This window comes from Pseudomonas trivialis, assembly GCF_036864995.1.
Lineage (GTDB): Bacteria > Pseudomonadota > Gammaproteobacteria > Pseudomonadales > Pseudomonadaceae > Aquipseudomonas > Aquipseudomonas trivialis.
The window spans coordinates 5,353,718-5,378,019 of the sequence record NZ_CP142151.1 but is presented as its reverse complement, the minus strand read 5'-3'; the positions used below and the strand labels follow the sequence as shown (position 1 = coordinate 5,378,019).

19 protein-coding genes are annotated in these 24,302 nt (G+C 61.3%); 4 read left to right on the top strand and 15 right to left on the bottom strand.

The window, feature by feature from the left end; genetic code table 11:
- Positions 1 to 29 precede the first annotated feature (29 nt).
- Positions 30 to 719: a phosphate regulon transcriptional regulator PhoB gene (phoB, locus tag VRB54_RS23960; protein ID WP_003231714.1), complete on the bottom strand. Its 690-nt coding sequence runs from the start codon at positions 717 to 719 to the stop codon at positions 30 to 32.
- A 155-nt stretch (positions 720 to 874) separates the two neighbouring features.
- Between phoB and VRB54_RS23955 the strand changes: the two genes are divergently transcribed.
- On the top strand, positions 875 to 1,252 hold the full coding sequence (locus tag VRB54_RS23955; protein WP_338478996.1) for a hypothetical protein: 378 nt from the start codon (positions 875 to 877) through the stop codon (positions 1,250 to 1,252).
- Between the two features lie 120 nt (positions 1,253 to 1,372).
- Here the strand turns inward: VRB54_RS23955 and ubiA are convergent, their stop codons facing one another.
- Positions 1,373 to 2,263, bottom strand: a complete 891-nt coding sequence (gene ubiA / locus VRB54_RS23950) for a 4-hydroxybenzoate octaprenyltransferase (protein WP_338478995.1) — start codon at positions 2,261 to 2,263, stop codon at positions 1,373 to 1,375.
- Positions 2,263 to 2,826, bottom strand: a complete 564-nt coding sequence (locus tag VRB54_RS23945; RefSeq protein ID WP_338478994.1) for a chorismate--pyruvate lyase family protein — start codon at positions 2,824 to 2,826, stop codon at positions 2,263 to 2,265. Before VRB54_RS23945 ends, ubiA begins: the two co-directional genes overlap by 1 nt.
- 194 nt (positions 2,827 to 3,020) lie before the next feature.
- Between VRB54_RS23945 and VRB54_RS23940 the strand changes: the two genes are divergently transcribed.
- From VRB54_RS23940 to VRB54_RS23930, 3 genes are all read left to right on the top strand, one after another.
- Entirely contained in the window at positions 3,021 to 3,188 is a 168-nt protein-coding gene (locus VRB54_RS23940) for a rubredoxin (protein ID WP_003213373.1), read from the top strand.
- Positions 3,189 to 3,224: 36 nt separating this feature from the next.
- Positions 3,225 to 4,373, top strand: coding sequence for an NAD(P)/FAD-dependent oxidoreductase (locus tag VRB54_RS23935; RefSeq protein ID WP_338478993.1), 1,149 nt, complete (start codon positions 3,225 to 3,227; stop codon positions 4,371 to 4,373).
- 191 nt (positions 4,374 to 4,564) lie between these two features.
- Positions 4,565 to 4,840 (top strand): HU family DNA-binding protein, encoded by a 276-nt coding sequence (locus VRB54_RS23930; protein WP_003213368.1) that lies wholly within the window; start codon positions 4,565 to 4,567, stop codon positions 4,838 to 4,840.
- A 522-nt stretch (positions 4,841 to 5,362) separates the two neighbouring features.
- Here VRB54_RS23930 and VRB54_RS23925 read toward each other — a convergent pair.
- From VRB54_RS23925 to VRB54_RS23870, 12 genes are all read right to left on the bottom strand, one after another.
- Complete coding sequence (locus VRB54_RS23925; RefSeq protein ID WP_338478992.1) at positions 5,363 to 5,722, bottom strand: hypothetical protein; 360 nt, start codon at positions 5,720 to 5,722, stop codon at positions 5,363 to 5,365.
- Positions 5,722 to 10,065 (bottom strand): RHS repeat-associated core domain-containing protein, encoded by a 4,344-nt coding sequence (locus VRB54_RS23920; RefSeq protein ID WP_338478991.1) that lies wholly within the window; start codon positions 10,063 to 10,065, stop codon positions 5,722 to 5,724. Before VRB54_RS23920 ends, VRB54_RS23925 begins: the two co-directional genes overlap by 1 nt.
- Before the next feature lie 67 nt (positions 10,066 to 10,132).
- Positions 10,133 to 10,411, bottom strand: a complete 279-nt coding sequence (locus VRB54_RS23915; RefSeq protein WP_231422282.1) for a hypothetical protein — start codon at positions 10,409 to 10,411, stop codon at positions 10,133 to 10,135.
- A 2-nt stretch (positions 10,412 to 10,413) separates the two neighbouring features.
- On the bottom strand, positions 10,414 to 14,844 hold the full coding sequence (locus VRB54_RS23910) for an RHS repeat-associated core domain-containing protein (RefSeq protein ID WP_338478990.1): 4,431 nt from the start codon (positions 14,842 to 14,844) through the stop codon (positions 10,414 to 10,416).
- A gap of 12 nt (positions 14,845 to 14,856) precedes the next feature.
- On the bottom strand, positions 14,857 to 15,291 hold the full coding sequence (locus VRB54_RS23905; protein WP_338478989.1) for a DcrB-related protein: 435 nt from the start codon (positions 15,289 to 15,291) through the stop codon (positions 14,857 to 14,859).
- 14 nt (positions 15,292 to 15,305) lie between these two features.
- Complete coding sequence (locus tag VRB54_RS23900; RefSeq protein WP_338478988.1) at positions 15,306 to 17,246, bottom strand: type VI secretion system Vgr family protein; 1,941 nt, start codon at positions 17,244 to 17,246, stop codon at positions 15,306 to 15,308.
- Positions 17,247 to 17,397: 151 nt separating this feature from the next.
- On the bottom strand, positions 17,398 to 20,049 hold the full coding sequence (tssH, locus tag VRB54_RS23895; protein WP_338478987.1) for a type VI secretion system ATPase TssH: 2,652 nt from the start codon (positions 20,047 to 20,049) through the stop codon (positions 17,398 to 17,400).
- Positions 20,042 to 21,085 (bottom strand): type VI secretion system baseplate subunit TssG, encoded by a 1,044-nt coding sequence (tssG, locus tag VRB54_RS23890; RefSeq protein WP_338478986.1) that lies wholly within the window; start codon positions 21,083 to 21,085, stop codon positions 20,042 to 20,044. Before tssG ends, tssH begins: the two co-directional genes overlap by 8 nt.
- Positions 21,049 to 22,908 carry a type VI secretion system baseplate subunit TssF gene (gene tssF, locus VRB54_RS23885; RefSeq protein WP_003231700.1) on the bottom strand — a complete coding sequence of 620 codons (1,860 nt, stop codon included), beginning with the start codon at positions 22,906 to 22,908 and terminating at the stop codon, positions 21,049 to 21,051. The genes tssG and tssF overlap by 37 nt, the downstream gene beginning before the upstream one ends.
- On the bottom strand, positions 22,905 to 23,420 hold the full coding sequence (tssE, locus tag VRB54_RS23880) for a type VI secretion system baseplate subunit TssE (RefSeq protein WP_338478985.1): 516 nt from the start codon (positions 23,418 to 23,420) through the stop codon (positions 22,905 to 22,907). Before tssE ends, tssF begins: the two co-directional genes overlap by 4 nt.
- Complete coding sequence (locus VRB54_RS23875; protein ID WP_338478984.1) at positions 23,414 to 23,860, bottom strand: hypothetical protein; 447 nt, start codon at positions 23,858 to 23,860, stop codon at positions 23,414 to 23,416. Before VRB54_RS23875 ends, tssE begins: the two co-directional genes overlap by 7 nt.
- Positions 23,857 to 24,294, bottom strand: coding sequence for a type VI secretion system amidase effector protein Tae4 (locus tag VRB54_RS23870; RefSeq protein ID WP_003231694.1), 438 nt, complete (start codon positions 24,292 to 24,294; stop codon positions 23,857 to 23,859). The genes VRB54_RS23875 and VRB54_RS23870 overlap by 4 nt, the downstream gene beginning before the upstream one ends.
- Positions 24,295 to 24,302 lie beyond the last annotated feature (8 nt).

Here is a 24,302-nt window from a genome sequence, read left to right as displayed (position 1 = left end):
AAGTCAGGCGCTTAAGTCAGAGGCGGGGCTCAGCCCTTGGTAGAAAACCGATAGCCGGTACCGCGCACGGTTTGTACCAGATTCTCGTAGGCATCGCCCAAGGCTTTGCGCAGGCGGCGGATATGCACGTCCACGGTACGCTCTTCCACGTACACATTGCCGCCCCACACCTGGTCCAGCAACTGGCCGCGGGTGTAGGCGCGTTCCTGATGCGTCATGAAGAACTGCAACAGGCGGTATTCGGTGGGCCCCATCTCCGCCGGTGTGCCGTCGATGGTCACACGGTGGCTGATCGGGTCCAGGATAAGGCCGCCGACTTCGATTGGCGCTTCGCCATCGGTCGGCCCGGCACGGCGCAGCACGGCCTTCAGGCGCGCGACCAGCTCGCGTGGGGAGAACGGCTTGGTGATGTAGTCATCCGCGCCCACTTCCAGACCCTGGATCTTGTTGTCCTCTTCGCCCTTGGCGGTGAGCATGATGATCGGAATGTCACCGGTCAGCTCGTCACGCTTTAGGCGGCGGGCCAGCTCGATGCCGGAGGTGCCGGGCAGCATCCAGTCCAGCAGGATCAGGTCCGGCTTGCGGTCGACGATAATGGCATGGGCCTGCTGGGAGTTTTCCGCCTCCAGGCAGTCGTAGCCGGCCATTTCCAACGCAACGGCGATCATCTCGCGGATGGGCGCTTCGTCGTCGACGATCAGAATGCTCCTGCCAACCATGCTCGAAAATCCTCTTGTCATTTAACTGTCTTGCGCCGCATTAGATAACGGAATTATTGCAGTCGTGTGACAGTAATTTCTTCGCCTGGGCAATTCACGGCACTCTGGACTACCCTTTGGGTCCGAATCCTGACAACCACAAGAGGAAGGTTCCGATGACGTACCGCACTGTTTCCTGGAAAGCCCTGCTGGTATCGGCTGCACTGGCGCTGCCTGGCCTGGCGTCCGCCGCAGAGCCTGCAATGACCAAAGACGGTCTGCTGGTGGACCACAAGGGCCTGACCCTCTACACCTTCGACAAAGATGCCGATGGCAAGTCCGCGTGCAAGGACCAGTGCGCAATCAACTGGCCGCCGCTGAAGGCGGAATCCACTGATACCAAGGCCGGCGACTGGACGGTCATCACCCGCGACGATCAGACCAGCCAGTGGGCCTACAAGGGCAAGCCGGTGTACACGTTCAAGGGTGACACCAAGGCCGGGGAAAAGACCGGTGATGGCAAGGGTGGCGTCTGGCACATCATCAAACCTTGAGACTGCGCCGCTGGTGAGCGCATCGGGAGCAAGCCCCCTCCCACATTTTGATCTGTGAATGCATTCAAATGTGGGAGGGGGCTTGCTCCCGATGGCCTCCGAACCGTCGCCGCAAACACCTCAGCGAACCGCGTAATCCAGCACAATCCCCACAAAAATCGCCAACCCCGGCCAGTGGTTGTGCAAAAACGCCTTGAAGCATTTCATGCGGTCCCTGTCCCGCGTGTACCAGAACTCCCACACAAAACAGCCCGCCGCCGCCAGCAGCCCCAGCTGGAACCAGCCGCCCAGCTCGAACCGCGCGCCGGCCAGCAACAGGCACACCAGCGACAGGCCCTGCAGGGTGAGAATGATCACCCGATCGGCATCGCCAAACAGAATCGCCGTGGATTTCACCCCGATCCTCACATCGTCGTCGCGGTCGGTCATTGCGTAATAGGTGTCATACCCCACCGTCCACAGCAGGTTGGCGATATACAGCAGCCAGGCAGTGGCCGGCAGGTGGCCGGTTTCGGCGGTAAACGCCATCGGCATGCCCCAGGAAAACGCCGCGCCCAGCACCACCTGCGGGTAATAGGTGTAGCGCTTCATGAACGGATAGCTTGCCGCCAGCGCCAGGCCGCCGAGGGACAGCAGGATGGTGCTGGCATTGGTCAGCAGCACCAGCAGGAAACTGACGCCCATCAGCAGCGCAAAAAATACCAACGCCTCTTTCGAGCTGATTTTGCCGCTGACCAGCGGGCGTTGCTCGGTGCGCTTCACATGGCCGTCAACCTTGCGGTCGGCCCAGTCGTTGATCACGCAGCCGCCCGCACGGGTGAGCACCACGCCGAGCACAAAAATCACGATATTGAGCAGCGACGGCGCGCCCTTGCCGGCGATCCACAGCGCCCACAGTGTCGGCCACAGCAGCAGGTAGATACCGATGGGCTTGTCCATGCGCGTCAATTGAATGAAATCCCAGGCCCTGGGGTTCAGGCGATTCAGGGACTTGAGCACACGTTGATACATCAGCAACTCTCCGGATGGTCATGCAGCGCCTGCCAGAAGCCCGGCAGGAAGGTTTCCGCCACCAGCACGCTCAATGCTCCGCGATCAAAGCGCGAGCGGCGTGCCCACAGCCCGTCGGCCTGGTCCGGCGTGGGCAGCCACTGGCGTGGGTAATGGCAGACTTCAATGGCCTGACGGGTAAACGCGTGGTCACAGAACAACAACTCACCCAGCGAGCGGCTGCCCAGCGCGTCCATGTGCAAGCCGTCACCCTGCAACGCACTGCGCGACGCCACGCTGCGGGCAAATACCCACGGCTGGCTGTGCCCGCGCAGGTACACCTCCCGCACCCAGCCGAGCGTGGCCGGCGGCAGGCCCAGCGCCGCGCATTCATCGTCCCGCAGCGCTTGCCAGCCTTCGACCAGCGGCGTCACGCTGAACGCGTCGTTGGACAACCCTGTCAGCCGCCGCGTGAGCGAGCCTTCGTCGAACAGCCAATCGAGGATCAGGGGCGTGGGTGTCGGGCGCAGAAGGCTCTGGGGCAGCCATTGGCAAGCATCGGAAAGCGCGGTTGAGTGCGGCACGGCGAGTCAGTATGGGCAGTAAAAGAGGCGCCGAGCTTACCATGGCGTCCCGACCTTTTGCCGGGCTGAACCGGCCGTTTGCGCCGAACGTGCTTGCATCCGGCGGCCCCTGTCAGTACAAAACGCCCTGAGCCGTGCGGCAATGCAGAATATGGACCGCCGGCCAAAATGCCTGGACCCTGAGGAAGCAAGTAATGAAGAAGTGGCAATGTGTAGTCTGCGGCCTGATCTACGACGAAAAGGACGGCTGGCCGGATGACGGAATCGCGCCGGGCACCCTGTGGCAGGACGTCCCGGAAGACTGGCTGTGCCCGGACTGCGGCGTGGGCAAGATGGATTTCGAGATGATCGAAATCGGCTGATTCGAAGTTTGAGAAACGTATTACAAGGAGAAAGGAATGAACGCACCTGTCGTGGTCATCGGCACAGGACTGGCCGGTTACAACGTGGCCCGGGAGTTTCGCAAGCTCGACAGCGACACGCCTTTGCTGCTGATCACCGCCGATGACGGGCGCTCCTACTCCAAGCCCATGCTCTCCACCGGCTTTGGCAAGAACAAGGAGGCCGATGGGTTGAGCATGGCTGAACCGGGCGCCATGGCCGAGCAACTCAAGGCCGAAGTGCGTACCCACACCCGCATCAGCGGCATTGACCCCGGCCACAAGCGCCTGTGGATTGGCGAGGAAGCGGTGACCTACCGCGACCTGATCCTGGCCTGGGGCGCCGAAACCGTACGCGTGCCGGTCGAAGGTGATGCGGCTGAGCTGATTTTTCCGATCAACGACCTCGAAGACTACGCCCGCTTTCGCGCCGCCGCTGCGGGTAAACGTCGTGTGCTGGTGCTCGGCGCCGGCCTGATCGGCTGTGAATTCGCCAACGACCTGATCCTCGGCGGCTATGAAATCGACCTGGTGGCGCCGTGCGAACAAGTCATGCCGACCCTGCTGCACCCGGCGGCGGCCGTTGCGGTACAGGCCGGCCTGGAAGGCCTGGGCGCGCGTTTCCACCTGGGCCCGGTGCTCAACCGCCTGCAACGCACGGCGGATGGTCTTGAGGCCCACTTGTCGGACGGCAAGGTGATCCCGTGCGACCTGGTGGTCTCGGCCATCGGCCTGCGCCCGCGCGTCGACCTCGCCGCCGCCGCCGGCCTGCAGATCAACCGTGGAATCATGGTGGACCGCCACCTCAAGACCTCCCATGCCAATATCTACGCCCTGGGCGACTGCGCCGAGGTCGATGGCTTGAACCTGCTGTACGTGATGCCCCTCATGACCTGCGCCCGCGCCCTGGCCCAGACCCTGGCCGGCAATGCCACGGCGGTCAGCTATGGGCCAATGCCGGTTACGGTGAAAACCCCGGTTTGCCCACTGGTGGTGTCGCCACCGCCACGGGGTACCGAAGGCGTGTGGAGTGTCGAAGGCGAGGGCGCCAACATCAAGGCCCTGTGCCGCGACGCCAGCGGCCGCCTGCTGGGTTACGCGCTGACCGGCAGCGCCGTGATGGAAAAACTGGCGCTCAACAAGGAACTCCCGCCTTTGCTGGCGTAAATGCCTGTCGTTCTGTCGGAATAAGCACGTTTTTGCCTAGAGAAAGGTCGCCGCGAGGCTGGCGCGGCGTCTGTGGGCATGCCATCCTCACTCCCGTCTGCCGCAGAGTAGAGCCTGCGGCGCTTTGGGCGCCGTTCCGCCAGAGAGTGGCACGGACATAACAACAAAAAACCGTCAAAGAGGCTTCATCTATGCGTAAACCAGAACTCGCAGCCGCCATCGCTGAAAAAGCGGACCTGACCAAAGAACAGGCCAACCGCGTGCTTAACGCCGTCCTCGAAGAAATCACCGGTGCCCTGCACCGCAAGGACAGCGTCACCCTCGTTGGTTTCGGCACCTTCCTGCAGCGCCACCGCGGCGCCCGCACCGGCAAAAACCCGCAGACCGGCGAGCCGGTGAAAATCAAGGCGAGCAATACCGTTGCGTTCAAGCCGGGCAAGTCGTTGAAGGACAGTGTTAACCCGTAACGGGCAGTACTGCCTCGAAGGGAGGCGGGGTGGTACGGAAAAAATGGGCACGCCGACTGGGTCGGGTGCCCATTTTTGCTGCGTAAAAACAGCAGTTGGCTCTGGATCAGGTTGCCGAGTTCGTCGTAGTGGTGTTGCAGGTTGCCGCCGGCACTCGTTCGCCAAGCAACTGACCGACAGCGTCGTAGGCGAAACCCAGGGCTTGGCCGTTGCCTTGCAAGTCGGTGAAGGGTTAAGGGGGATGAATTTATTTAACTATAAATTCTAAATGTCCACCTCGCTTAACTGCTAATCAACAAACTTGGGTGATGGTGTGGAAGGTTTTTTTATCGTCATCAAAAAATAGGTAAGCCTGTGCGCTGTCATGGCTCAATTCGCTGATGTCGAGCTGACCCACGAAAACCATTGGCTTTCCGTTTTCTATTGGCCATTCTGGGCCTTGAAGCCATTTTGGCTGTGTTTTGAGACACCGGAAATCAGTTTTTATTTTTTCCTTCAACCAAGACTGCAAATCTTTTTGACTCAGATTTTTTTCTCTTCGATTAGGTTTGATAGATATTCGGACGGTAGCATCAGCCACTTTGGTTGAATTTTTAGTGTCAGGTTAAATAGATTTTCGTACTTTTTTTCCACCGTGTGAGTAATGCCGTTCTTGCTCAGAACACCAGATAGAAGTGATTGGATGTTGTAGATACACTCAAGATTTCGAAAATCCAGACTGATTGTATAAGTATAGAGATCAGGTTCACTGACATAAGCTGGCAGGTTTTTCTCTCCTTTCAGTAAGGCTTCGATAGTTGCATCTGCATAAACTTTCTCCTCGAATTCTTTAGGTGAAATAGAGCCTTCAACGAATTCTTTAATGATGTCTATAGCGGTCATTACTTGCTTCCTAAATGTCTGAACTCATCAAGTGCTGCGTGCTGCTCACGAGTGACCTCACGCAGATTTCGAGGATTATTCACATCCCTACCACCGTTTCTTTGAGGGTTGTGGTGATGCAATTCCATTGAGTTTCCGTTGGCGTCCAGAGGTGCCGTACCACGTTTCATACGGCTCAAGTTAGCCGGACTGAATTCACCAGAGGCTTTTGAAGCTTCATAGCGGTTTTTCCAGTAACGATTTCTTACCACATCCCATGCGGGAGCTTTGCCATTCGGCAACGGTTTGTCTATGGCTTGGCCGCGTTTCCAGCGTTTGAACTGAACGCAACTCCAACCCCAGGGATCGATCCAGCCGATGGGATTTGGGCTGTACTGATAGAGGTTCAACCCCCCGGCCAACCCAATCGGATCCGGCGTAGTAAACCTTCCCACATCCGGATCATAAAACCTGAACGTATTGAAATGCAGCCCCGTCTCCCGGTCCAGGTACTGCCCCTGGAATCGCAGGTTCTGCTCCTCAATGTAATAAGGTTCGCGCACTTCCTCCAGCGTGTTGCCCCACACCCGATACGTCGCCTGCCAGACGTTATGTCCATCCGCCTCGGTCAGCTGTTCCGGCAACCCATTCAGGTCGTTGTGGTAATAGCGAATTTTTTGCAGCGACCCAACGCCATCGACACGAGCCAGAGGCTCATATCCGCCGTCATCTCCATAAACATAAAGACTCGTCTGGCTGTGTTTATGCTCCTGCAACAACCGCAGGCCATCCCACGTAAATCGCGTCTCCCCCAACGGGTACCCATCACTGCCGTGCTCGGTTTTTTCAATCCTGCGCCCCAGCGGGTCATAGGTCATCCTGACCACGCGGCCATCTTCGTTGCGCACTTCTATCAGCCGGCTTTCAGCGTCATACGCAAACCGCTGCACACCGCGCTTGGCGCTGCGTTTCTCGATCATCCGGCCAAACGCATCGTAGCGATAACGCTTGTCCTGATAGGTCAGCAGTTTGTTATGCACCACCAACCCGGCGCCCGGTTGCGGGCCGTCGAGCAGGTTGGCGGCGGCGTCGTAGGCGAATGTTTCGCGCTGGCCGTGCAGGCTGTCCTGGCTGGCGATGATGCGGCCGGTGGCGTCGTAATGCAGCAGTTGGCGATGTTGTGCGGCGGGTTGCTGGTCGAGTTTGCCGATCAGGTTGTCGGCAGGGTCATATTCGAACTGTTTTTGCGCCGCAGCGGGCAGCAGGGACGGCTGGTTGGCGTGACGGCGCTGGCGTGAGCGCAGTCGGCCGCTGCGGTCGTATTCGCTGCGGGTGCTGAGCTGGCCCTGGGTGCGCAGTACCTCCCGGTGCAGGCGGTCACGTTCGAAGTCGCTGATCACCTGGCCGTCAAGGTTGATTTGGTGCAGATGGCCGCTGCCGTAGTACAGGCGATTGAGCCAGCGACCGTCGGGCAGTTGGCTCTGGATCAGGTTGCCGAGTTCGTCGTAGTAGTGTTGCAGGTTGCCGGCTGAACTCTGTTCGACCAGCAGTTGGCCGAGGGCGTCGTAGGCGAAACCCAGGGTTTGGGCGTTGCCTTGCAGATCCGTGAAGGTGACCGCCGTGAGCTGATCGATCGCATCGTAAAGGTACTCGGTACGACCATCGTCGGTGGTCTTGGCGATCAGTCGGCCAACCGAGTCGCGCTCCAGCTCATGCACGATAGGAGCGGGCAGGGTTTGCGGGACTACCGCCAGGCCACTGTCGTGTGGGGCGGGAACAGCGGTCACCGCAATCACATTATTCAGTGGGTCGTAGCTGTAACGTTTGGCGCTGTCGTCGAGGTCCTGCTGTTCTGTCAGCCGATCCCCGGCATCCCAGGAGAACCGGTAGCGCTCACCGTTCTCGTTGATCAGCGCTTGCAGCCGCCCATAGCTGTCATAACCGAACTGCACCTGTCGGCCGTGGGCGTCGGTACGCTGGCGGACCTGGCCGCGACGGTTGTGCTGATAGAGCGTGGTGTGCCCGGCCGGGTCGGTGTACCCCAGCAATTGCCCGCTGACGTCGCGCTGGTATTGCTCGGTGCGTCCGTCCGGCAGTTGGCTGCTGAGCAGGCGACCCTGGGCGTCATAGCTGAACAAGGTGCGCTCGCCGAGGGCGTCGGTGATCACCTGCAAGTTGCCGCGCGTGTCGTAGCCAAAGCGGGTTGGATAGCCCGAGCAATCAACGTGTTCCACCAACTGCCCGAACGGGTTCCAGCGCAGCTTTTTGCTCTTGCCGGTGGCGTCGATGATTTCCACCGGCTGGCCGTGGTCGTCATAGCGGTAGCGGGTGACGTGGCCCAGCGGATCGGTTTCGGCGACGCAGTTGCCACGCGGGTCGTAGCGATACTGCCAGCTGTTGTCGGCCGCGTCGGTTTCCACCAGTGGCAAGGCCCAATGCTCCAGCCACAACGTCGAATCGCTGCGCCCCAACGGGTCGCTCTCGCCGATCAGGTTACCGGCCTCGTCATAGCTGTATTCATAGCGCCCGCCTTGCGGATCGGTGGCGCTGAGCAATTGGCGTTCGTCGTTCCACTCAAACAGCCAAGTCTGGCCGAGGTTGTCGCTGTACTGAATGATCTGGTGCTGCGTGTTCCACAAACGGGTGCTGACCCGCTGCAAACCGTCGGTGATACACGTGAGACCAGCCTGCAAGTCATAGTCGAACTGGTAAGCGTCGCCCTCATCGGTCCAATGCCGGACCACACGCCATTCCAGGTTTTCAACACAGGCCCACTCATAAAAACAGCGCAACCCGGTGGGCAGTTGATGCTCCACCATCCGCTGGCCGTTGTCGTAGGCAAAACGCCGCTGTACCTGGCCGGTCGCGTCGCGTACTTCAGCCAGGCTCCCGGCCATGTCATAGCCATAGCTGGCCAGCACTTCACGACGCTGATCGGGATACAAACGTTCGATGCGCGCCAATTGGCCCTGTTCACGAACCAGCTCAACCTGCACCAGGTCGAACGTATCGCGCAGTCGTAGCAGATGCCCGGCTTCGTCGTAGTCGATATGAATACGGTTGTCATTGCGGTCGCCGAGTTGGCTCAGACGCAGCCGCGCCGGGTTGGCAGACGGCTCGAACAACCGGTACAGGCCATCGTCGCTTTCGATCAGCAACTGCCCATTGAGATGGCGGCGCACCGCGAGCCCTTCACCGGCGCTGAATACCGCGCCGCCCAAAGGAATCGAGCCCATGTCGATTGCTCGGCCCTGCTCGTCGGTGTAGATCAGCGTTTCACCACCCTCAGGATGGGGCAGAATTTCGACGCACACTTCATAAGCCACGCTCCAGCCAGCACCCAACAAGCTGCCCGCGCGTTCATCGCGGCTGTTGTAGACCCGTTGCCAGGCAATCGGCAGGATGCCGGGCAGCACGAAGTCCAGTTCCTCGACATCGCCCAGCACTTTCGCGCCAGTGGCGGCATGGACTGGGTTCGACGAGCCCATCGCCGCATTCGCCATCGCACCCATCGCGCTGCTGACGGCCATCGACGTCGCACCGCTGATCAGCATGCACGGCAGCTTGCTGAAGAACTTGCCCTTGCCGCCCTTGAGCATCAACAGCGCCGTCACCGCCAGCCCCACGCCCGGCGTCTTGCCGCTGCGAATCTCGCGCACCACCACCGAGCCGCCACCAATGGTCACGTTGGACGAGATCAGCCCGGAGGACACCACGGTGGCATCGCACGTACTGCGGTCACCGCTGCGTACCGCCGGCTGACCATTGATCGTGACTTTGTCTGAACCCTCGGCCAGAAACTGCGGCGGCATTGGCGGGTGCTTCATGCACACCACCAGGTCCAGCGGCTTGGGCACAGCGCCGGGCGCCGGTGTAGCGACAGTCGGACGCCACATCTGTGAGAAGAAACCCTCGGCCATGTCCAGGTAGCTGGCTTCTGGCTCCGGTTCGGGCTCTTCCAGTTCGGTACCGGCCGGCGCGACATGGGAGCTGATTGCCCCTGCTGCTCGCGCGGCCGGAATGTTGTTGGTCAGGGTGTCGGTGGAGCCGGTGAGAATGTTGGCCTGCACCGTGGGTGGAAACAGGGCGTTGCTGAAGCTGTCGCATAAATTCGTTAAGCCTTTGTCGGCTCCGGTCTTGCTCATGGCCAGCCCGACAATCGTGCCCACCACCGCGCCCAGCAAAAAGCAGCCGAGGCCGCCGGTGGCCACGGTAATGCCAGTGGCCGCAACCACGGCGGCGGTCGCTACGGCGGTGATCGCGATATTGGCCGCCACCTCCAGCACCCCGCCGAGGATGTCCGCCATCATTGAGGTGTGGGACAGCGCATCGCCCATTCGGGCCGCCCATAGAGCGTCAGACATGCGCGGTGCCCAGGGACGTGTCGATTCTATCGAGACTTTCCATCGTCAGTCAGCTGCCCCCGTGTGGTTACGGCATGCTCATCAAAGCTGTTCGCAGGCGCTTGATCAGCCGCGGATCCTCAAGGCAGTCGACAGGCCGTACATTGTCGAGGGCAGGAACTTTGCGCTCGATCCACCACAGCCCTTCCTTGAGCCCACGCCTGCCACGCAGCACAACGGCCAAGTCCAGGTCGCCGCCCAGTGCTTGCGCAAGGGTGTGTGCGTCTTCGTCGAGATAGTCTTCCTTGTACAGCTCTACCGTACTTTGCCAATCGGCATCGCCGGGGTATTCATCTTCAAGTGGCATGATCAGAACCCTGCAAATGATATTAAGTTGCTGCCGGTCGGGTTTCGCGCGGATGGGGCAAGAATCCCATCATAGCCATTGGCTTTCGCCCAACTGCCGATCTGGTGAGTTTCGGTGTATTTGTCACCCGTAATGCTTTTGAGTGATACACCTAATTGTTTGCGCACGTCGGCGCGCGTCAGGTCCAGCACGTTGTTTAACTGCACCTTTTTGCTGACCAGTACCCGTGAGGACAGGTCCACACCCCAATGGGTGACTTCGCCCAATGCGGTCTTGCGCGAGTTGGCGCCATACACGCCACCCAGTCCCTTGGCCGTGTATCGGTGTCGGGACTCCACATTCCACTTATGTGCCTGCCAGGTCGTACCGATGCGTCCAGGCTCCTCGAATCGATACACCGTGCGATTGACCTTGCGGCCTTTGGGTGGGCTTGAGCATTTCATCAGGCCCAAGGGGTCGATCCAGCTCACCGGGTTGGGCGCGTATTGGTAGAGATTAAGTCCGCCTGCCAGACCAATTGGATCGGGCGTGGTGAAGCGCCCGATATCGGGGTCATAAAAGCGCAGGGTGTTGTAGTGCAGTCCAGTCTCCCGGTCCAGGTACTGGCCCTGGAACCGTAGGTTCTGCTCTTCGACGAAATAGGGTTCGCGTACTTCCTCGACGGTATTGCCCCAGACTTCGTAACTCGCCTTCCATACCCTATGGCCGTCGCTTTCCGAGAGTTGCTCTGGCAGACCGTTGAGGTCGTTGTGGTAGTAGCGCACCTTTTTCTGGTCACCCAGACCATCAATCCTGACCAGGGGCTCATAACCCTCATCGGCATAGAGATAGAGACTGGTCTGCGGGCCTTGGTGCTCCTGCAGCAGTTGCATCGCATCCCAAGTGAAACGGGTCTGGCTCTGCTGCGTACCCTGGCGGTCGAAGGTGGTCTTGGCGATGCGTCGACCGAGCGGGTCGTAAGTCATCTTGACCACAGAACCATCGTCATTGTGTACCTGGGCCAGGCGTTGCTCAGCGTCATAGCTCAAGTGCTGGGAGCCGCGCCGAGCGCTGCGTTTTTCAACTACCCGGCCAAAACCATCGTAACGGTAGCGCTTGTCGCGATAGCTCAGTAACTGGTTGTGGGCCACGCGTCCCGTGCCGTCCAATAAATTGGCGGCTGGATCAAAGGCGAAGACTTCCCGCTGGCCCTGAAGGTTGTCCTGGCTGGCGAGAATGCGTCCGGTAGCGTCGTAATGCAGAAGTTGGCGGTGCGTTGCGCCTGGCTGGCTGGCGACGCGTTCCACCAGTTGATCGCTGGTGTCATAGCCGTATCGGGTTTGTACCGCTGGCAGCAGTACCGACTGCCCCTGTTGCCGACGCTGGCGAACACGAATCCGACCGCAACGATCGTATTCGCTGCGGGTGCTGATACGTCCCTGGGTACGCAGCACTTCGCGGTGCAGCCGGTCGCGCTCGAAATCACTGATCACCTGGCCATCCAGGTTTATCTGATGCAGGTGCCCGCTTCCGTAGCGCAATCGGTTGAGCCAGCGTCCATCGGGAAGCTGCGTCTGTATCAGGTTGCCCAGCTCGTCGTAGTGGTGTTCCAGGCGGCCGCCGGTACTCTGTTCAAGAATCAGCTGGCCGAGGGCGTCATACCCGAACTCCAGGCTTTGTTGCCCGCCGTCATGGCCGGTGAAGCGGATGGCTGTGACCTGATCCTGTTCGTCATAGCTATATTCTGTGCGCCCGTCTGCGGTGGTTTTCGTGATCAGTCGCCCGGCAGGGTCTCGCTCCAGGTCGTGAGTGATGGAGCCTTCGGCGCCAGGTGAAGCAACCGTCTCCACGCGAGTGACATTATCCAGCGGATCGTAGGCATAGCGCTTGAGTGTGCCGTCCAGGCGCTGCTCCAGGGTCAGTCGATCACCGGCGTCCCAGTCGAAGCGATAGCGCTCGCCGTTCTCGTTGGTCAGGTTCAGCAGGCGACCGTAGGCATCATGACTCAGCTCCACACGGCGGCCGTGGGCGTCCGTACGCTGGCGCAACCGTCCGCTTGGCGAGTGTTGGAAGTGCGTGGTGTGCCCGGCGGGGTCGCTGTAGCCGACCAATTGCCCACTGGCGTCACGCTGATAGTGCTCACTGCGGCCATCTGGCAACTGTTTGCTGGTCAGCCGCCCCTGATCGTCATAAGCGAAGCTCGTGCGCTCGCCAAGGGCGTCGGTACTGCTGAGCAGCAGCCCACGCTTGCAGTAACTCAAGCGGGTCGTCAGGCCCGAACAGTCGGTGTGCTCGCTGAGTTGACCCAAAGGCGTCCAGCGCAAGCTCTTGCTTGCACCGCGCGCGTCGATAATTTCCAGGACTTGTCCGTGAGCGTCGTGACGATAAGTCGTCACGTGGCCCAGCGGATCGGTTTCGCCGATGCAATTGCCACGTGAGTCATACCGGTACTGCCAAGCGTTGCCGGCGGCGTCGGTCTCCACCAGCGGCAGCGCCCAATGTTCCAGCCAAAGGGTTGATTCACTGCGCCCCAGCGGGTCGGTGGTCTCGCTCAGATTACCGGCTTCATCGTAGCTGAACTGGTATTGCCCACCGCTAGGGTCGGTCGCGCCCAGCAGTTGGCTTTCAGCATTCCATTGGAACGCCCAGGTACGTCCCAGAGCATCGATGGACTTGATGATCTGGTGCCGTGCATCCCAGTGGCGGGTGCTGACGCGCTCCAACCCGTCGATGATACGGGTGATACCGTTGTCCAGCTCATAGTCGAATCTGTAGGTGTCGCCGCTATCCGTCCAGTGCCGAACCACGCGCCATTCGCGCTCATCCACCCACGCCCACTGGTAGAAACAGCGCAGCCCGGTAGGTAATTGATGCTCGGTCATGCGCCGGCCGGAGTCATAGGCAAACCGGCGTTTCACCTGCCCGTCGGACTGTCGCACGGCTGCCAGGTCGCCGCAGCTGTCGTAGGCGTAATGCATCAGTACTTCACGGCGCTGATCAGGGTACAGCCGCTCGATATGACTGACACGGCTTGGCCAGGTGGCGTCGTAATTCAGTTCGACCTTAACCAGATCGAAGGTGTCTCGCAGCTGCCGCAGCCGTCCGTTGTCGTCATAGTCCAGGTAAATACGGTTGTCATTGCGATCGCCCAGCTGGCTCAGGCGTAGCAGCGAAGTCTCCTGCGGCGCTGGTTCAAACAGTCGATACAAGCCATCAGCACTTTCGATCAGCAGTTGGCCACTGAGGTGGCGTCGCACGCTCAGCCCCTCGTCAGCACTGAACACCGCGCCGCCCAAGGGAATGAACCCCATGTTTATGCGCCGGCCCTGCTCGTCGATGTATAGCAGTTGCTCACCCCCCTCAGGGTGGGGGAGACGCTGGACGCTGACCTCGTAGGAAACGCTCCAGCCACACCCGAACAGACCATCGCGGCGTTCGTCCCGGCTGTTGTAGAACCGCTGCCAATCGATCGGCATGATGCCGGGCAGGGCAAAGTCCAGCTCTTGCGGGCCGCCCAGTACCTTGGCCCCGGTGCTGGCATGCACCGGGTTGGATGAGCCCATGGCCGCATTGGCCAAGGCGCCCATGGCCTGACTGACGACAAATGAGTTGACGCCCGCCAGCAGCATGCAGGGCAGATTACTTAGAAATTTGCCCTTGCCACCCTTGAGCATCATCAGTGCGGTCACTGCCAGGCCCACTCCCGGCGTCTTGCCGCTGCGAATCTCGCGTACCACCACTGAACCACCGCCGATGGTCACGTTTGGCGAAATAAGTCCCGCTGACACAACCGTCGCATCACACGTGCTGCGGTCGCCGCTGCGCACAGCCGGCTGGCCGTTGACCGTAACCTTTTCAGATCCTTCTGCAAGAAACTGCGGTGGCATCGGTGGATGTTTGGTGCAGGTCACCAGATCCAGGGGTTTGGGAACGGCACCTGGTGCGGGGGTGGCGACAGTGGGGCGCCACATCTGGGAGAAAAAACCTTTGGCCATATCCAGGTAGCCTGGTTCTTCTGCATCGTCAGACGCGGGGGCAGGCGCTTGGTTTTCGGTGCCCGCCGGGGCGACGTGGGAGGGTATAACCCCGGCAGCTCGCGCCGCAGGTATTGAGTTGATCAGGGTATCTGTCGACCCGCTGATGATCGTTGCCATCACTGCGGGAGGGAACAGCGCGTTGCCGATACCCTCGCACATGGCGCTCAGCCCTTTGTCAGCACCGGTCTTGCTCATGGCGACGCCGACAATAACGCCGACGACGGCGCCCAATACGCACGCGCCAAGCCCACCTGTCGCGACGGTGATCCCGGTGGCCGCTACCACGGCAGCCGTGGCCAACGCAGTGATCGCCACGTTAGCGGCGACTTCGAGCACGCCGCCAAGGATATCGGCCATCACTGAGGTATGGGACAAGCCATCCCCCAACCGTGCGGCCCATAGCAGAGCGTCAGACATCCAGAGGTTTCGTCACTGTGGCACGTCGAACGACAGCGAATTTTTTATCAATGCCCAATGCGCCGCCTCGGCATCCCCAAGCGCGTCCGCCTTCACATAACTCAAGGCAAGCATCTTGCGCGTGCCCGGAATCACCAGTGCCAGTTGATACTGGAACACCTTGTCATTGCCCTTATTGAACTGGCTGCGCAGTTCGATGCCTTCGACTTCCTGCGCCGTACCCAGGCGCACGTCGACGCCCGGCTGATAACGCAAATCCTGCACTTGCTTTTCCAGGCGCTGGAGCTGGTCGTTGAAGTTGCTGTGCAAGGTTTCGCCATCGGCCAGCAAACTGCGGCTGACGATCAGGGAGGTGCCCAGCTCGGGGAATTTGAGGATGTTGATCGTCGCGTCCTGCAACTCGGCGGCCGGCAATTGAAACTGGAATTCGTTGATGCGGTACGTCATGGCAAGCAGTCTCGTCAGGAGCTTTTGGGGGCGGGGAAGGCGGCTTTGATATTGGCATCGATAGCGGCTTTAACGCCCTGACCATCAGGTGTTGCGCCGGCGCCGCCGCCGTTGTTCAGGTGCAGCACGCCGCCGGTGTTGAACTCGGCGTCGCCGCTGGCGTAGAAGCTGATTTGCACGCCGGTGAGGTTGATCTGCCCGCTGGCGTTCAACTCCAGGACGCTTTCGCCGCAGACCAGGCGCAGGTTTTCGCCCACTTCGATCACGTAGCTCTGGCTGATGCTGTCGGTCTTTCTCTGGCCCACCGAGAGGATGTCTTCCTGCTTGACGATGCGCAGTCGGTTGTTGCCGATGGTCACCGTCTCGTTGTGCCCGATGCTTTTATTGCGGTCATGCCCCACCGAATGGCTTTCATCCACCTCCACCACGATGTCCTGGTTCCTTTCGGCATGGATATACAACTGCTCCAGCCCCTTCTTGTCCTCCATGCGGATTTCATTGAAGTTGGCCGGCGTGCCGCCCTTGCTCGAACGGCTTTTCATGCCGCTCTGGGTGGCATTCTCCGGCAGGTCGTAAGGCACCGTCTGCTCGGCGTTGTACACCCGCCCGGTGATGATCGGGCGGTCCGGGTCACCTTCCAGAAAGCTCACGATCACTTCCTGGCCGATGCGTGGAATCTGCATCGAGCCCCAGTTTTTGCCGGCCCAGGACTGCGACACACGAATCCAGCACGAGCTGTTCTCGTTGGACTGGTCGTGACGGTCCCAGTAAAAATGCACCTTCACGCGGCCGTACTGGTCGGTCCAGATTTCCTCGCCCTTGGGGCCGACCACCAGCGCCGTCTGCGGGCCTTTGACGATGGGCCGATGGGTGTTGGCCAGCGGGCGGAAGCTTTGCTGGGCAGCGATGCAGGTCAGGCTGCTTTCGAATTGCGCCGAACCCGAGCCGCCGCCGCTTTCCAGGCTTTCCTGGGTGATGTAATAGCGGCAGCCGACGATCAGGTATTCGCGGTTCTGGTCCTGACGGCTGAAGCCGGTGAGGCTGAACAGATGGCCTGAACCCAGGCCACGGGCATTGCCGGCGAACTCGATCTGCTCATGCAGGGTTTGCAGCGCCTCGATGCGGGTGCGCGCGTAGTGTTCGCCATCGGCGCTTTGCACGTAAGTGCCGGGGTAGTCGTACAACGGGTAGTCGCCGGCGGCGTGCGGGCGCGGCATGGCCGAACGCACGTCGATGCTGGCGCTGGGGCGCTGGAAGTCGTAGTCGTTAAGCTCCAGCGAGCCCGGCTGCACTTCCTGGGCGAGGTGCCAGTTGTGCATGTGGTCGCGCTCGCGCTGCTGCTCGTCTTTGGGGTAGTACGGAATCGATGCGTAGCCGGGCACCGTGGTGTGGGCGCCATAGGCGTCGGCCAGCACCAGCACGTGGCGGTCCTGTTCATGGCGGAAGAAGTAGTAGATCCCTTCCTGTTCCATCAGGCGGCTGACGAAATCAAAGCTGGTCTCGCGGTACTGCACGCAGTATTCCCACTCGCGGTACGGCCGGCTCAGGGCGTCTTCGAAGTCGGAAAAGCCCAGGTCGCGAAACACCTGCTTGATGATCTGCGGGATGCTCAGGTTCTGGAAAATCCGGCAGTCCGAGGTTCGGCTCAGCAGCCAGAACCATGGACGCAACGTCACCTGGTAACTGGCGAACTGGCCCTGGTCGATGTTCTGGCTGCAGCGCGCGACGATGCCGTGGAAGTGCCGCTCACCGCCGTCCGCCAGTTGCACGCCCACGCTCATCGGTTTGCCGAGCAACTGGTTGAGGTCGATGTTGGCGTCCAGTGACGTCAGTTGCAGCTCATAGTTGAACAGCCTTCCCAGCTCTTCACCGCCGCCCATTTCATTGAGCAGCAGCACATCCTGCCCGAGGGGGCTGGTGATCCGGGCCAGGCGTGAGGCTTGGTTGAATAGCATCGGTTGTCCTGTAATAACTGAATAACTGAAGAAACCGGATCAAATGTGGGAGGGGGCTTGCTCCCGATTGCAGTGCGTCAGTTGATACATGGAGTGACTGATTCACCGCTATCGGGAGCAAGCCCCCTCCCACAGTTTTAACCGCACTCTGTCAGCCAAACTGATAGTGCAATTCGTTATCCCGACTGCTGATCCGCACCCCCGCCAGCGCCTTGCCTTCAAGCATGCGCGTGAGGAACTCACGGCTCATGTCCGGCAGCAACGTATTGGTGAGGATAGTGTCGATCATGCGCCCGCCGCTTTCGGTTTCGGTGCAGCGCGACACGATCAGGTCGACCACCGCGTCGTCGTAGTCGAAGGCGACCTTGTGGGTATTCTCCACACGCTTCTTGATACGGTTCAGTTGCAGGCGGGTGATCGCCTTGAGCATCTCGTCGCTCAGCGGGTAGTAAGGAATGGTCACCAGCCGGCCCAGCAGCGCTGGCGGGAAAATCTCCAGCAGCGGCTGGCGCAGGGCCTTGGCGATTTCCTCAGGCTCGGGGATGTTCGCCGGGTCCTTGCATACCTGGGAAATCAGCTCGGTGCCGGCGTTGGTGGTCAGCAGGATCAGGGTGTTCTTGAAGTCGATCACGCGGCCTTCGCCATCCTCCATCACGCCCTTGTCGAACACCTGGAAGAAGATCTCATGCACGTCCGGGTGGGCTTTTTCCACCTCGTCCAGCAGCACCACGCTGTAGGGTTTGCGCCGCACCGCTTCGGTCAGCACGCCGCCTTCGCCGTAGCCGATATAGCCCGGCGGCGCGCCCTTGAGCGTCGACACCGTGTGGGCTTCCTGGAACTCGCTCATGTTGATGGTGATCACGTTCTGCTCGCCGCCGTACATGGCTTCAGCCAGGGCCAGGGCGGTTTCGGTCTTGCCCACGCCAGAGGTGCCGGCGAGCATGAACACGCCAATCGGCTTGCTCGGGTTGTCGAGGCCGGCGCGAGACGTCTGGATGCGTTTGGCGATCATCTGCAGCGCATGGTCCTGGCCAATGATGCGTTTCTTCAGGTGCTGGTCGAGGTTGAGCACCGTCTCCAGTTCGTTGCGCGCCATGCGGCCCACCGGGATGCCGGTCCAGTCGGCGACCACCGAGGCCACGGCCTGATAATCCACGGTCGGCAGAATCAGCGGGGTTTCGCCTTGCAGTGCGGTCAGGCGCTGTTGCAGGTCGATCAGTTGCGCGCGCAATTGGTCGTTGCCGCTGTCCACCACACCGGCTTTTTCGCGCAAGGTCGCGCGGGTGGCGAGTAACTCGTCTACCAGTGCCTTCTCTTCGGACCAGCGGCTTTCCAGCGTCGCCAGGCGCTCGCGCTCGGCAATCAGCAGCGCTTCGCTGTTGCTCTGGCGCGCACCAATGTCGATGCCGATGGCATGTTCGCGGGCGATGATCTGCAGCTCGGTTTCCAGCGCTTCGATACGGCGGCGGCTGTCGTCCACTTCGGCGGGCACGGCGTGCAGGCTGATGGCGACGCGGGCGCAGGCAGTGTCCAGCAGGCTCACGGATTTATCCGGCAACTGGCGAGCAGGGATGTAGCGATGCGACAACTTCACCGAGGCTTCCAGGGCTTCATCGAGCACCTGCACCTGATGGTGTTTCTCCATGGTCGATGCGACGCCGCGCATCATCAGCAGCGCCTTGTCTTCCGACGGCTCGGCCACCTGGACCACCTGGAAGCGGCGGGTCAGGGCCGGGTCTTTCTCGATGTGCTTTTTGTACTCGGCCCAGGTGGTGGCGGCCACGGTACGCAAGGTGCCACGGGCCAGCGCAGGCTTGAGCAGATTGGCCGCATCGCCGGTACCGGCGGCGCCACCAGCACCCACCAGGGTGTGGGCTTCGTCGATGAACAGAATGATCGGCTTGGGCGAGGCTTGCACGTCTTCGATGACCTGGCGCAGGCGCTGTTCGAACTCGCCTTTCATGCTGGCGCCGGCTTGCAGCAGGCCCACATCGAGGCTGCGCAGTTCCACGTCCTTGAGCGCTGGCGGTACGTCACCGGCGACGATACGCAGGGCAAATCCTTCGACCACGGCGGTCTTGCCCACGCCGGCTTCACCGGTGAGGATCGGGTTGTTCTGGCGCCGGCGCATAAGGATATCCACCAGTTGGCGGATCTCTTCATCACGGCCAACAATCGGGTCGAGCTTGCCACTGCGCGCCTGTTCGGTGAGGTCGACGGTGAAGCGCTTGAGCGCTTCCTGCTTGCCCATCGCGCTGGGCGCCATGGCACCACTGGCTTCGCCGGGCACGCCGGCATTGAAACCGTCGCTGGCGCTCAAGGCGTTTTCCGGCGAGTCGCCGACGTATTCGTCAAAGCGTTCGCTCAGGGCTTCGGGTTTGATCTTGTCGAACTCGGCGGACAAGCCCAGCAGTGCGTGACGCAGGCTCGGTGTCTTCAAGATGCCGAGCACCAGATACCCGGTACGCACCTGGCTTTCGCCAAACATCAGGCTGCCGTACACCCAGCCGCGCTCCACGGCTTCTTCCACGTGAGAGGACAGGTCGGTGATCGACGTCGAGCCGCGCGGCAGACGGTCCAGGGCTTCGGTGAGGTCACGGGCCAGGCGCGCCGGTTCCACGTTGAACTGGCGGATGATGCGGTGCAGGTCCGAGTCCTGCAGTTGCAGCAACTGGTGGAACCAGTGGGCCAGTTCCACATAGGGGTTGCCCCGCAGCTTGCAGAACACGGTGGCGGCTTCGATGGCCTTGTAGGCCACGCTGTTGAGTTTGCCGAACAGTGCGGCGCGACTGATTTCACCCATGCTCTGGATTCCTTGAGGTGGTGGCGTGATCGGCGTAATGCCGGGCCAGGATTAGGTCGTTGGCGTCCCGCTCGGGTTGGCCGAGCCAGGTGTTGAAGCCCAGGCGGAACTGGCCGTTGAGTTGCAGCGCCGGGACTTCGGGTTGTTGCAGAATCAGGTTCAGGTCCCAATCCAGTTCATGGCCCAGGTACTCGGCCACCCACGCCACCAGCTCGTTGAACGGCTGACCGCCTGGCAGCATGCCCATGTAGTCCTGGAGCGTGAGCGGGCCCAGGCGGATGCGGAATTTATGCTGACGGTCCCACACATGGCTGCCCAGGCAGAAATCCACGCCCAACTGGTTGGCGCTGACACCCACGCGGCTGCGTTCGGGCAGTTCCAGCCATTGGCCGACGTATTCCTCGATTTCCACCGGCAGGCCGAAGTACTCGCTGAGGATGGCTTTCAAGCCGTCCGGGTAGCGGGTTTGCGCTGACAGGTGGCCGCTGTAATGCAGCTTCGCCGTGTCGGGGATCAGCCCCTGATTCAACAGGCTCGGCATGCCTCGTCCGCTTAACGCCGCCAGGCGCGCGGACCAGTAGTCATCGTCCGGGCGGTCGTGGCTGACCGTCGGCCGCGCCTCGGCCCAGGCCCGGTAAAACAGGCTCAGCAGACGATGATGGAACACATCCAGGAACTGCTTGCTGGTGCTGTCGGCGTTGTTGCGCTGACGCTCGCGCACGTACTCGGTGATGTGCAGCGGCAGCGGGCCGTTGGGGCCGCCGAGGCCAAAGAAGAACTGTTCGAGCCGCGCCGGTTTGCCCTCGCCGCCGGGGTCGACCGAAGCCAAAGTGGCCGGGGCGAAGGTGCAATCGGCCTGTTGCCCGAGGCGCAGCGGGTCGTCCGCCAGGCGCAGGGAATGGCCCAGGCGCGGCAGGTCCGGCGATTCGCACTCGATACGCCGCAGCGCCTGGAAGAAGTCATATTCCCAGGGCGCCTGGTGCATCGCCTCCAGGGTACTCACAGGGTCGGACGCCGTCCGGGCGTGGCTTTCCATCGCATGATCTCGCCGCGTTCGGTGGTACGGATCACCGTCTCGGTAAAACTGTTGATCGACACGTAGCGTGCCAGGAAGCGTTCGAGCACCGCACCGAGCAGGAACACGCCGGTGCCGCGAAACGCGTTCTCATCGAATTCCAGGGTGATCTCCAGGCCGCGCCCGAACACAATCGGGCCGGGCATCGGCAAGCGCCGGGTCACGGCTTTGCTGCTGACCTCGCGCAGGCCTTCGATCTGCAATGGCAGGGCGGCGTCGTTGCTGTCGCCATACAGGCGCAGGAGTTCGCGCAAGGCGCCGGCGCCCTGGCCTTGCTCGCTCAGGGACAAATAGTTGAGCGACAGCTGGCTGATCAGCCGCCACGCCTTGGCGTCGTGGGCGTGGCTGGCGCGCGGACGGCTCGGCCCAGCCACACAACGCACGGCCAACACCGGCGCGCTGTCGGCCAAGGTGAAATCGGTCTTGCCGTTGCCCACGCTCATGAACAGCGGCAGGTCGCGGTTGGTGCACAGCGCGGTCACGCCCAGTTGACGCAAGTCGTGGCCATAAGGCGCCTGACGGCTGTCCACCAGGCTGACGAAGGTTTCGCTGCCCACGTAGGTGGAGCGCGGGCCGTTGCGGCGCTGGTCGCTGGACAATACACGGGGCTCGCGGCGCACGGTGTAGTACGCCTGATCACGGCCGTAACGCGACGGATCGCGCACCGCGTAAAACGGCAGGAACGGTTGCTCCGGCCCGGTACCGTGGCCGGTGATGCCGCTCAAGGAGTGAATCTCGAAGTCCATTGGCCGGGTGCGGTCGGCGATCACATGGTGTTCGTTGACGCGGTCGGACAAATGGATACGGTCCACGCGCTTGGGGAACAGGTTGATCGCCGGCGTACAGAACGGCAGGAACTGCGCCGCACCGACACTGCCTTCCAGGCTCGGCTCGTGGCGGTCGAACAGCACGATCAGCTCCAGCTCCTGGCCGTCGCAGCGTTTGACCGCGCGGCTCAGTTCGGCGAACTCGACGAACAGAAAGCGATGGGGCAGGGCGAAATATTCCTGCAGCAGGCGATAGCCCTGAAACGCACGCGCCACCACCGGCATTGCCGCGTCGGCATCGTCAAAGCCTCGCGAGCGCAGCGCGTCTTTGGGCAGGCGCTCGACCCAGTCGCCACCCGGCTTGCGCGCAAACACGGCGCAGGCATTGCCGAGCAATTGTTCGTAGAGGCGGAACGGTTGCTCGTCGGCACCGCTGAGGTACAGCGGCAGGTTGTCCAGATCGAGGCTGTTGAACGGCAGTTCGGCGCCGGTGCGCAGGGTCAGGCGCAGGCCGGCCTTGGCTTTCGGCTCGCTGGCAGCCAGGCGGCCGAGCACGGCGGCGGGGTTGCCGAAGTACTCGGCGTTGCTCACCTGCAGCGGCCACAACGTCACCGGGTGCGCAGTGCGGTACTCGCAGCAGGTCTGGGTTTCGCGGCCCAGTGCGGCGCGCAATACGGTGTCGCGGGGCAGGGGAAAGCCGCTGGCCAGAGAGCCTTCGTCGGGGTCGGTCTGCAGCTGCACCACGGTCATCGACGGCGTTGGCGCCAGATAGTGCGGGTAGGCGATTTCCAGCAGGTTGTGGGTGAAGGTCGGGTACTCGGCGTCGAGCTTGAGCTGCACGCGGGCCGTGAGGTAGGCAAAACCTTCGAGCAGGCGTTCGACGTACGGGTCGGCGCAGTCCATACCGGACAACGTCAGCCGACTGGCGATCTTCGGGTATTCCCGGGCGAACTCGGCGGCGCTTTCGCGCACGTGGTGCAGTTCCTGGTTGTACAGCTCCAGCAGGCGCGGGTTCATGGGCGTCTCCGCTGGTCGGCGTTGACCACGCGTACATGGCCGGACTCAAGATCGAGGTCGGTTTGCAGCAGCAGGCGCAACGGCACCGGCTGCGCCCACAGGTCGCCTTCGATCTCGAAACTCAGGGCGTTGTGATTCATCTCGTCCTGGCCGACACGGGCCTTGACCCGCAAGGTGTGACGCAGGATACGCGGTTCGAAGGTGGCGATGGCCTGGTAGATCAACGCTTCGAGCGCCTTGATGTCGACACTGGAAACGCTGTTGCCCGCCAGCGCCGGCAGGCCGTAATTGACCACGGAAGTGCCGGCCGGTGTGTGCAGGGTGGCATCGGCATCAAGCAGCGAAGTGGTGTTGAGCAGCCACGCCAGGTCGCGCAGCACCGAGGCTTTCAATTGGCTCAGGGACAGCACGCGTCTGTCGGCGCTCTCCTTGGGGTTGGTCGGGTCATCGTCGGTCAGCCGGTCCAGCAGGGACGGTTGCAGACGGTCGCGGGAAGCGATTTCGGTTACCACCGGAAGAGGGCCGTAAACATTTTCTGGTCTTCCTGACCATAGCCGCACATGGCGCTTGGGTTGACCGTTGATGCTTCCAGGCGACCGTTGATCAAGCGTACGGCCTGGGATTGGGTCAGGCAGTCTCGGCTCGGTGGAGGCTCTGGCACGCTACGCTCGACCAGAAAAATCGGCACACCCCTGAACGTCTCTACCCGTAATTCACCTTTTGGATTCAGGTTGAAGTAGCAGGGCCATTCCATTCCCAGTGCCAGATGAGTCTGGTCGGGCTTGAGCACCGCACATTGACCCTTGGCGTCCACGAGCTGGATGGCCTGACCGGCGAATACCCCCTGCGTGCGAGCAGGTGCGTCGAGCGGGTTCAGAGCGGGCTCGGCGCACGCGCTCAAGCTGATCAACAGGTTGGCGAACAGCATTGATTTTAACGTTTTAGCGATCATTGCAATTCCCAGAACCAGACCTGTTTGGAGAGAAAGTCGCCATCGAAAAAGCCTTTGGTTCGGCCTCGGTTCCACAGGTCGATATGGTCACCTGTACGCTCGCTCTCGGGTTCGCCGGCACGTGCAAAGCAATCCTTGAAGAAAACAATTCCGGTTTTTTGATTCAGCGTCAGCCGGTCGGCCGCACTGCCACTGAGAATGGTTGGACGGCCCAAGTGATGACGCCAGAGCCAATTGGCCAGGGATTCAGCACCGCGAGCATGGTCGTGTTTGCATTTTGGGTCGGTATAGGTCGATTTATTGACCTTGATATTCAGCTCGCCATTGAGCGCGACGCTCATACGGATAGCGCACTGATTGCCCCACGGTTGGTCGCAAGGGTTTTTGACGGTGGGGTAGCTGTTCCACAAATTGATAAACGACGGTTTGGCCATGACTCAGA

Coding starts and splice junctions, on each gene's coding strand:
- VRB54_RS23905 (WP_338478989.1), bottom strand. CDS start 15,291: ATGACGTACCGCATCAACGAATTCCAGTTTCAATTGCCGGCCGCCGAG.
- phoB (WP_003231714.1), bottom strand. CDS start 719: ATGGTTGGCAGGAGCATTCTGATCGTCGACGACGAAGCGCCCATCCGC.
- VRB54_RS23920 (WP_338478991.1), bottom strand. CDS start 10,065: ATGTCTGACGCTCTATGGGCGGCCCGAATGGGCGATGCGCTGTCCCAC.
- ubiA (WP_338478995.1), bottom strand. CDS start 2,263: ATGTATCAACGTGTGCTCAAGTCCCTGAATCGCCTGAACCCCAGGGCC.
- VRB54_RS23935 (WP_338478993.1), top strand. CDS start 3,225: ATGAACGCACCTGTCGTGGTCATCGGCACAGGACTGGCCGGTTACAAC.
- VRB54_RS23940 (WP_003213373.1), top strand. CDS start 3,021: ATGAAGAAGTGGCAATGTGTAGTCTGCGGCCTGATCTACGACGAAAAG.
- VRB54_RS23930 (WP_003213368.1), top strand. CDS start 4,565: ATGCGTAAACCAGAACTCGCAGCCGCCATCGCTGAAAAAGCGGACCTG.
- VRB54_RS23875 (WP_338478984.1), bottom strand. CDS start 23,860: ATGATCGCTAAAACGTTAAAATCAATGCTGTTCGCCAACCTGTTGATC.
- tssG (WP_338478986.1), bottom strand. CDS start 21,085: ATGGAAAGCCACGCCCGGACGGCGTCCGACCCTGTGAGTACCCTGGAG.
- VRB54_RS23900 (WP_338478988.1), bottom strand. CDS start 17,246: ATGCTATTCAACCAAGCCTCACGCCTGGCCCGGATCACCAGCCCCCTC.
- tssF (WP_003231700.1), bottom strand. CDS start 22,908: ATGAACCCGCGCCTGCTGGAGCTGTACAACCAGGAACTGCACCACGTG.
- VRB54_RS23925 (WP_338478992.1), bottom strand. CDS start 5,722: ATGACCGCTATAGACATCATTAAAGAATTCGTTGAAGGCTCTATTTCA.
- VRB54_RS23910 (WP_338478990.1), bottom strand. CDS start 14,844: ATGTCTGACGCTCTGCTATGGGCCGCACGGTTGGGGGATGGCTTGTCC.
- VRB54_RS23870 (WP_003231694.1), bottom strand. CDS start 24,294: ATGGCCAAACCGTCGTTTATCAATTTGTGGAACAGCTACCCCACCGTC.
- tssH (WP_338478987.1), bottom strand. CDS start 20,049: ATGGGTGAAATCAGTCGCGCCGCACTGTTCGGCAAACTCAACAGCGTG.
- VRB54_RS23955 (WP_338478996.1), top strand. CDS start 875: ATGACGTACCGCACTGTTTCCTGGAAAGCCCTGCTGGTATCGGCTGCA.
- VRB54_RS23915 (WP_231422282.1), bottom strand. CDS start 10,411: ATGCCACTTGAAGATGAATACCCCGGCGATGCCGATTGGCAAAGTACG.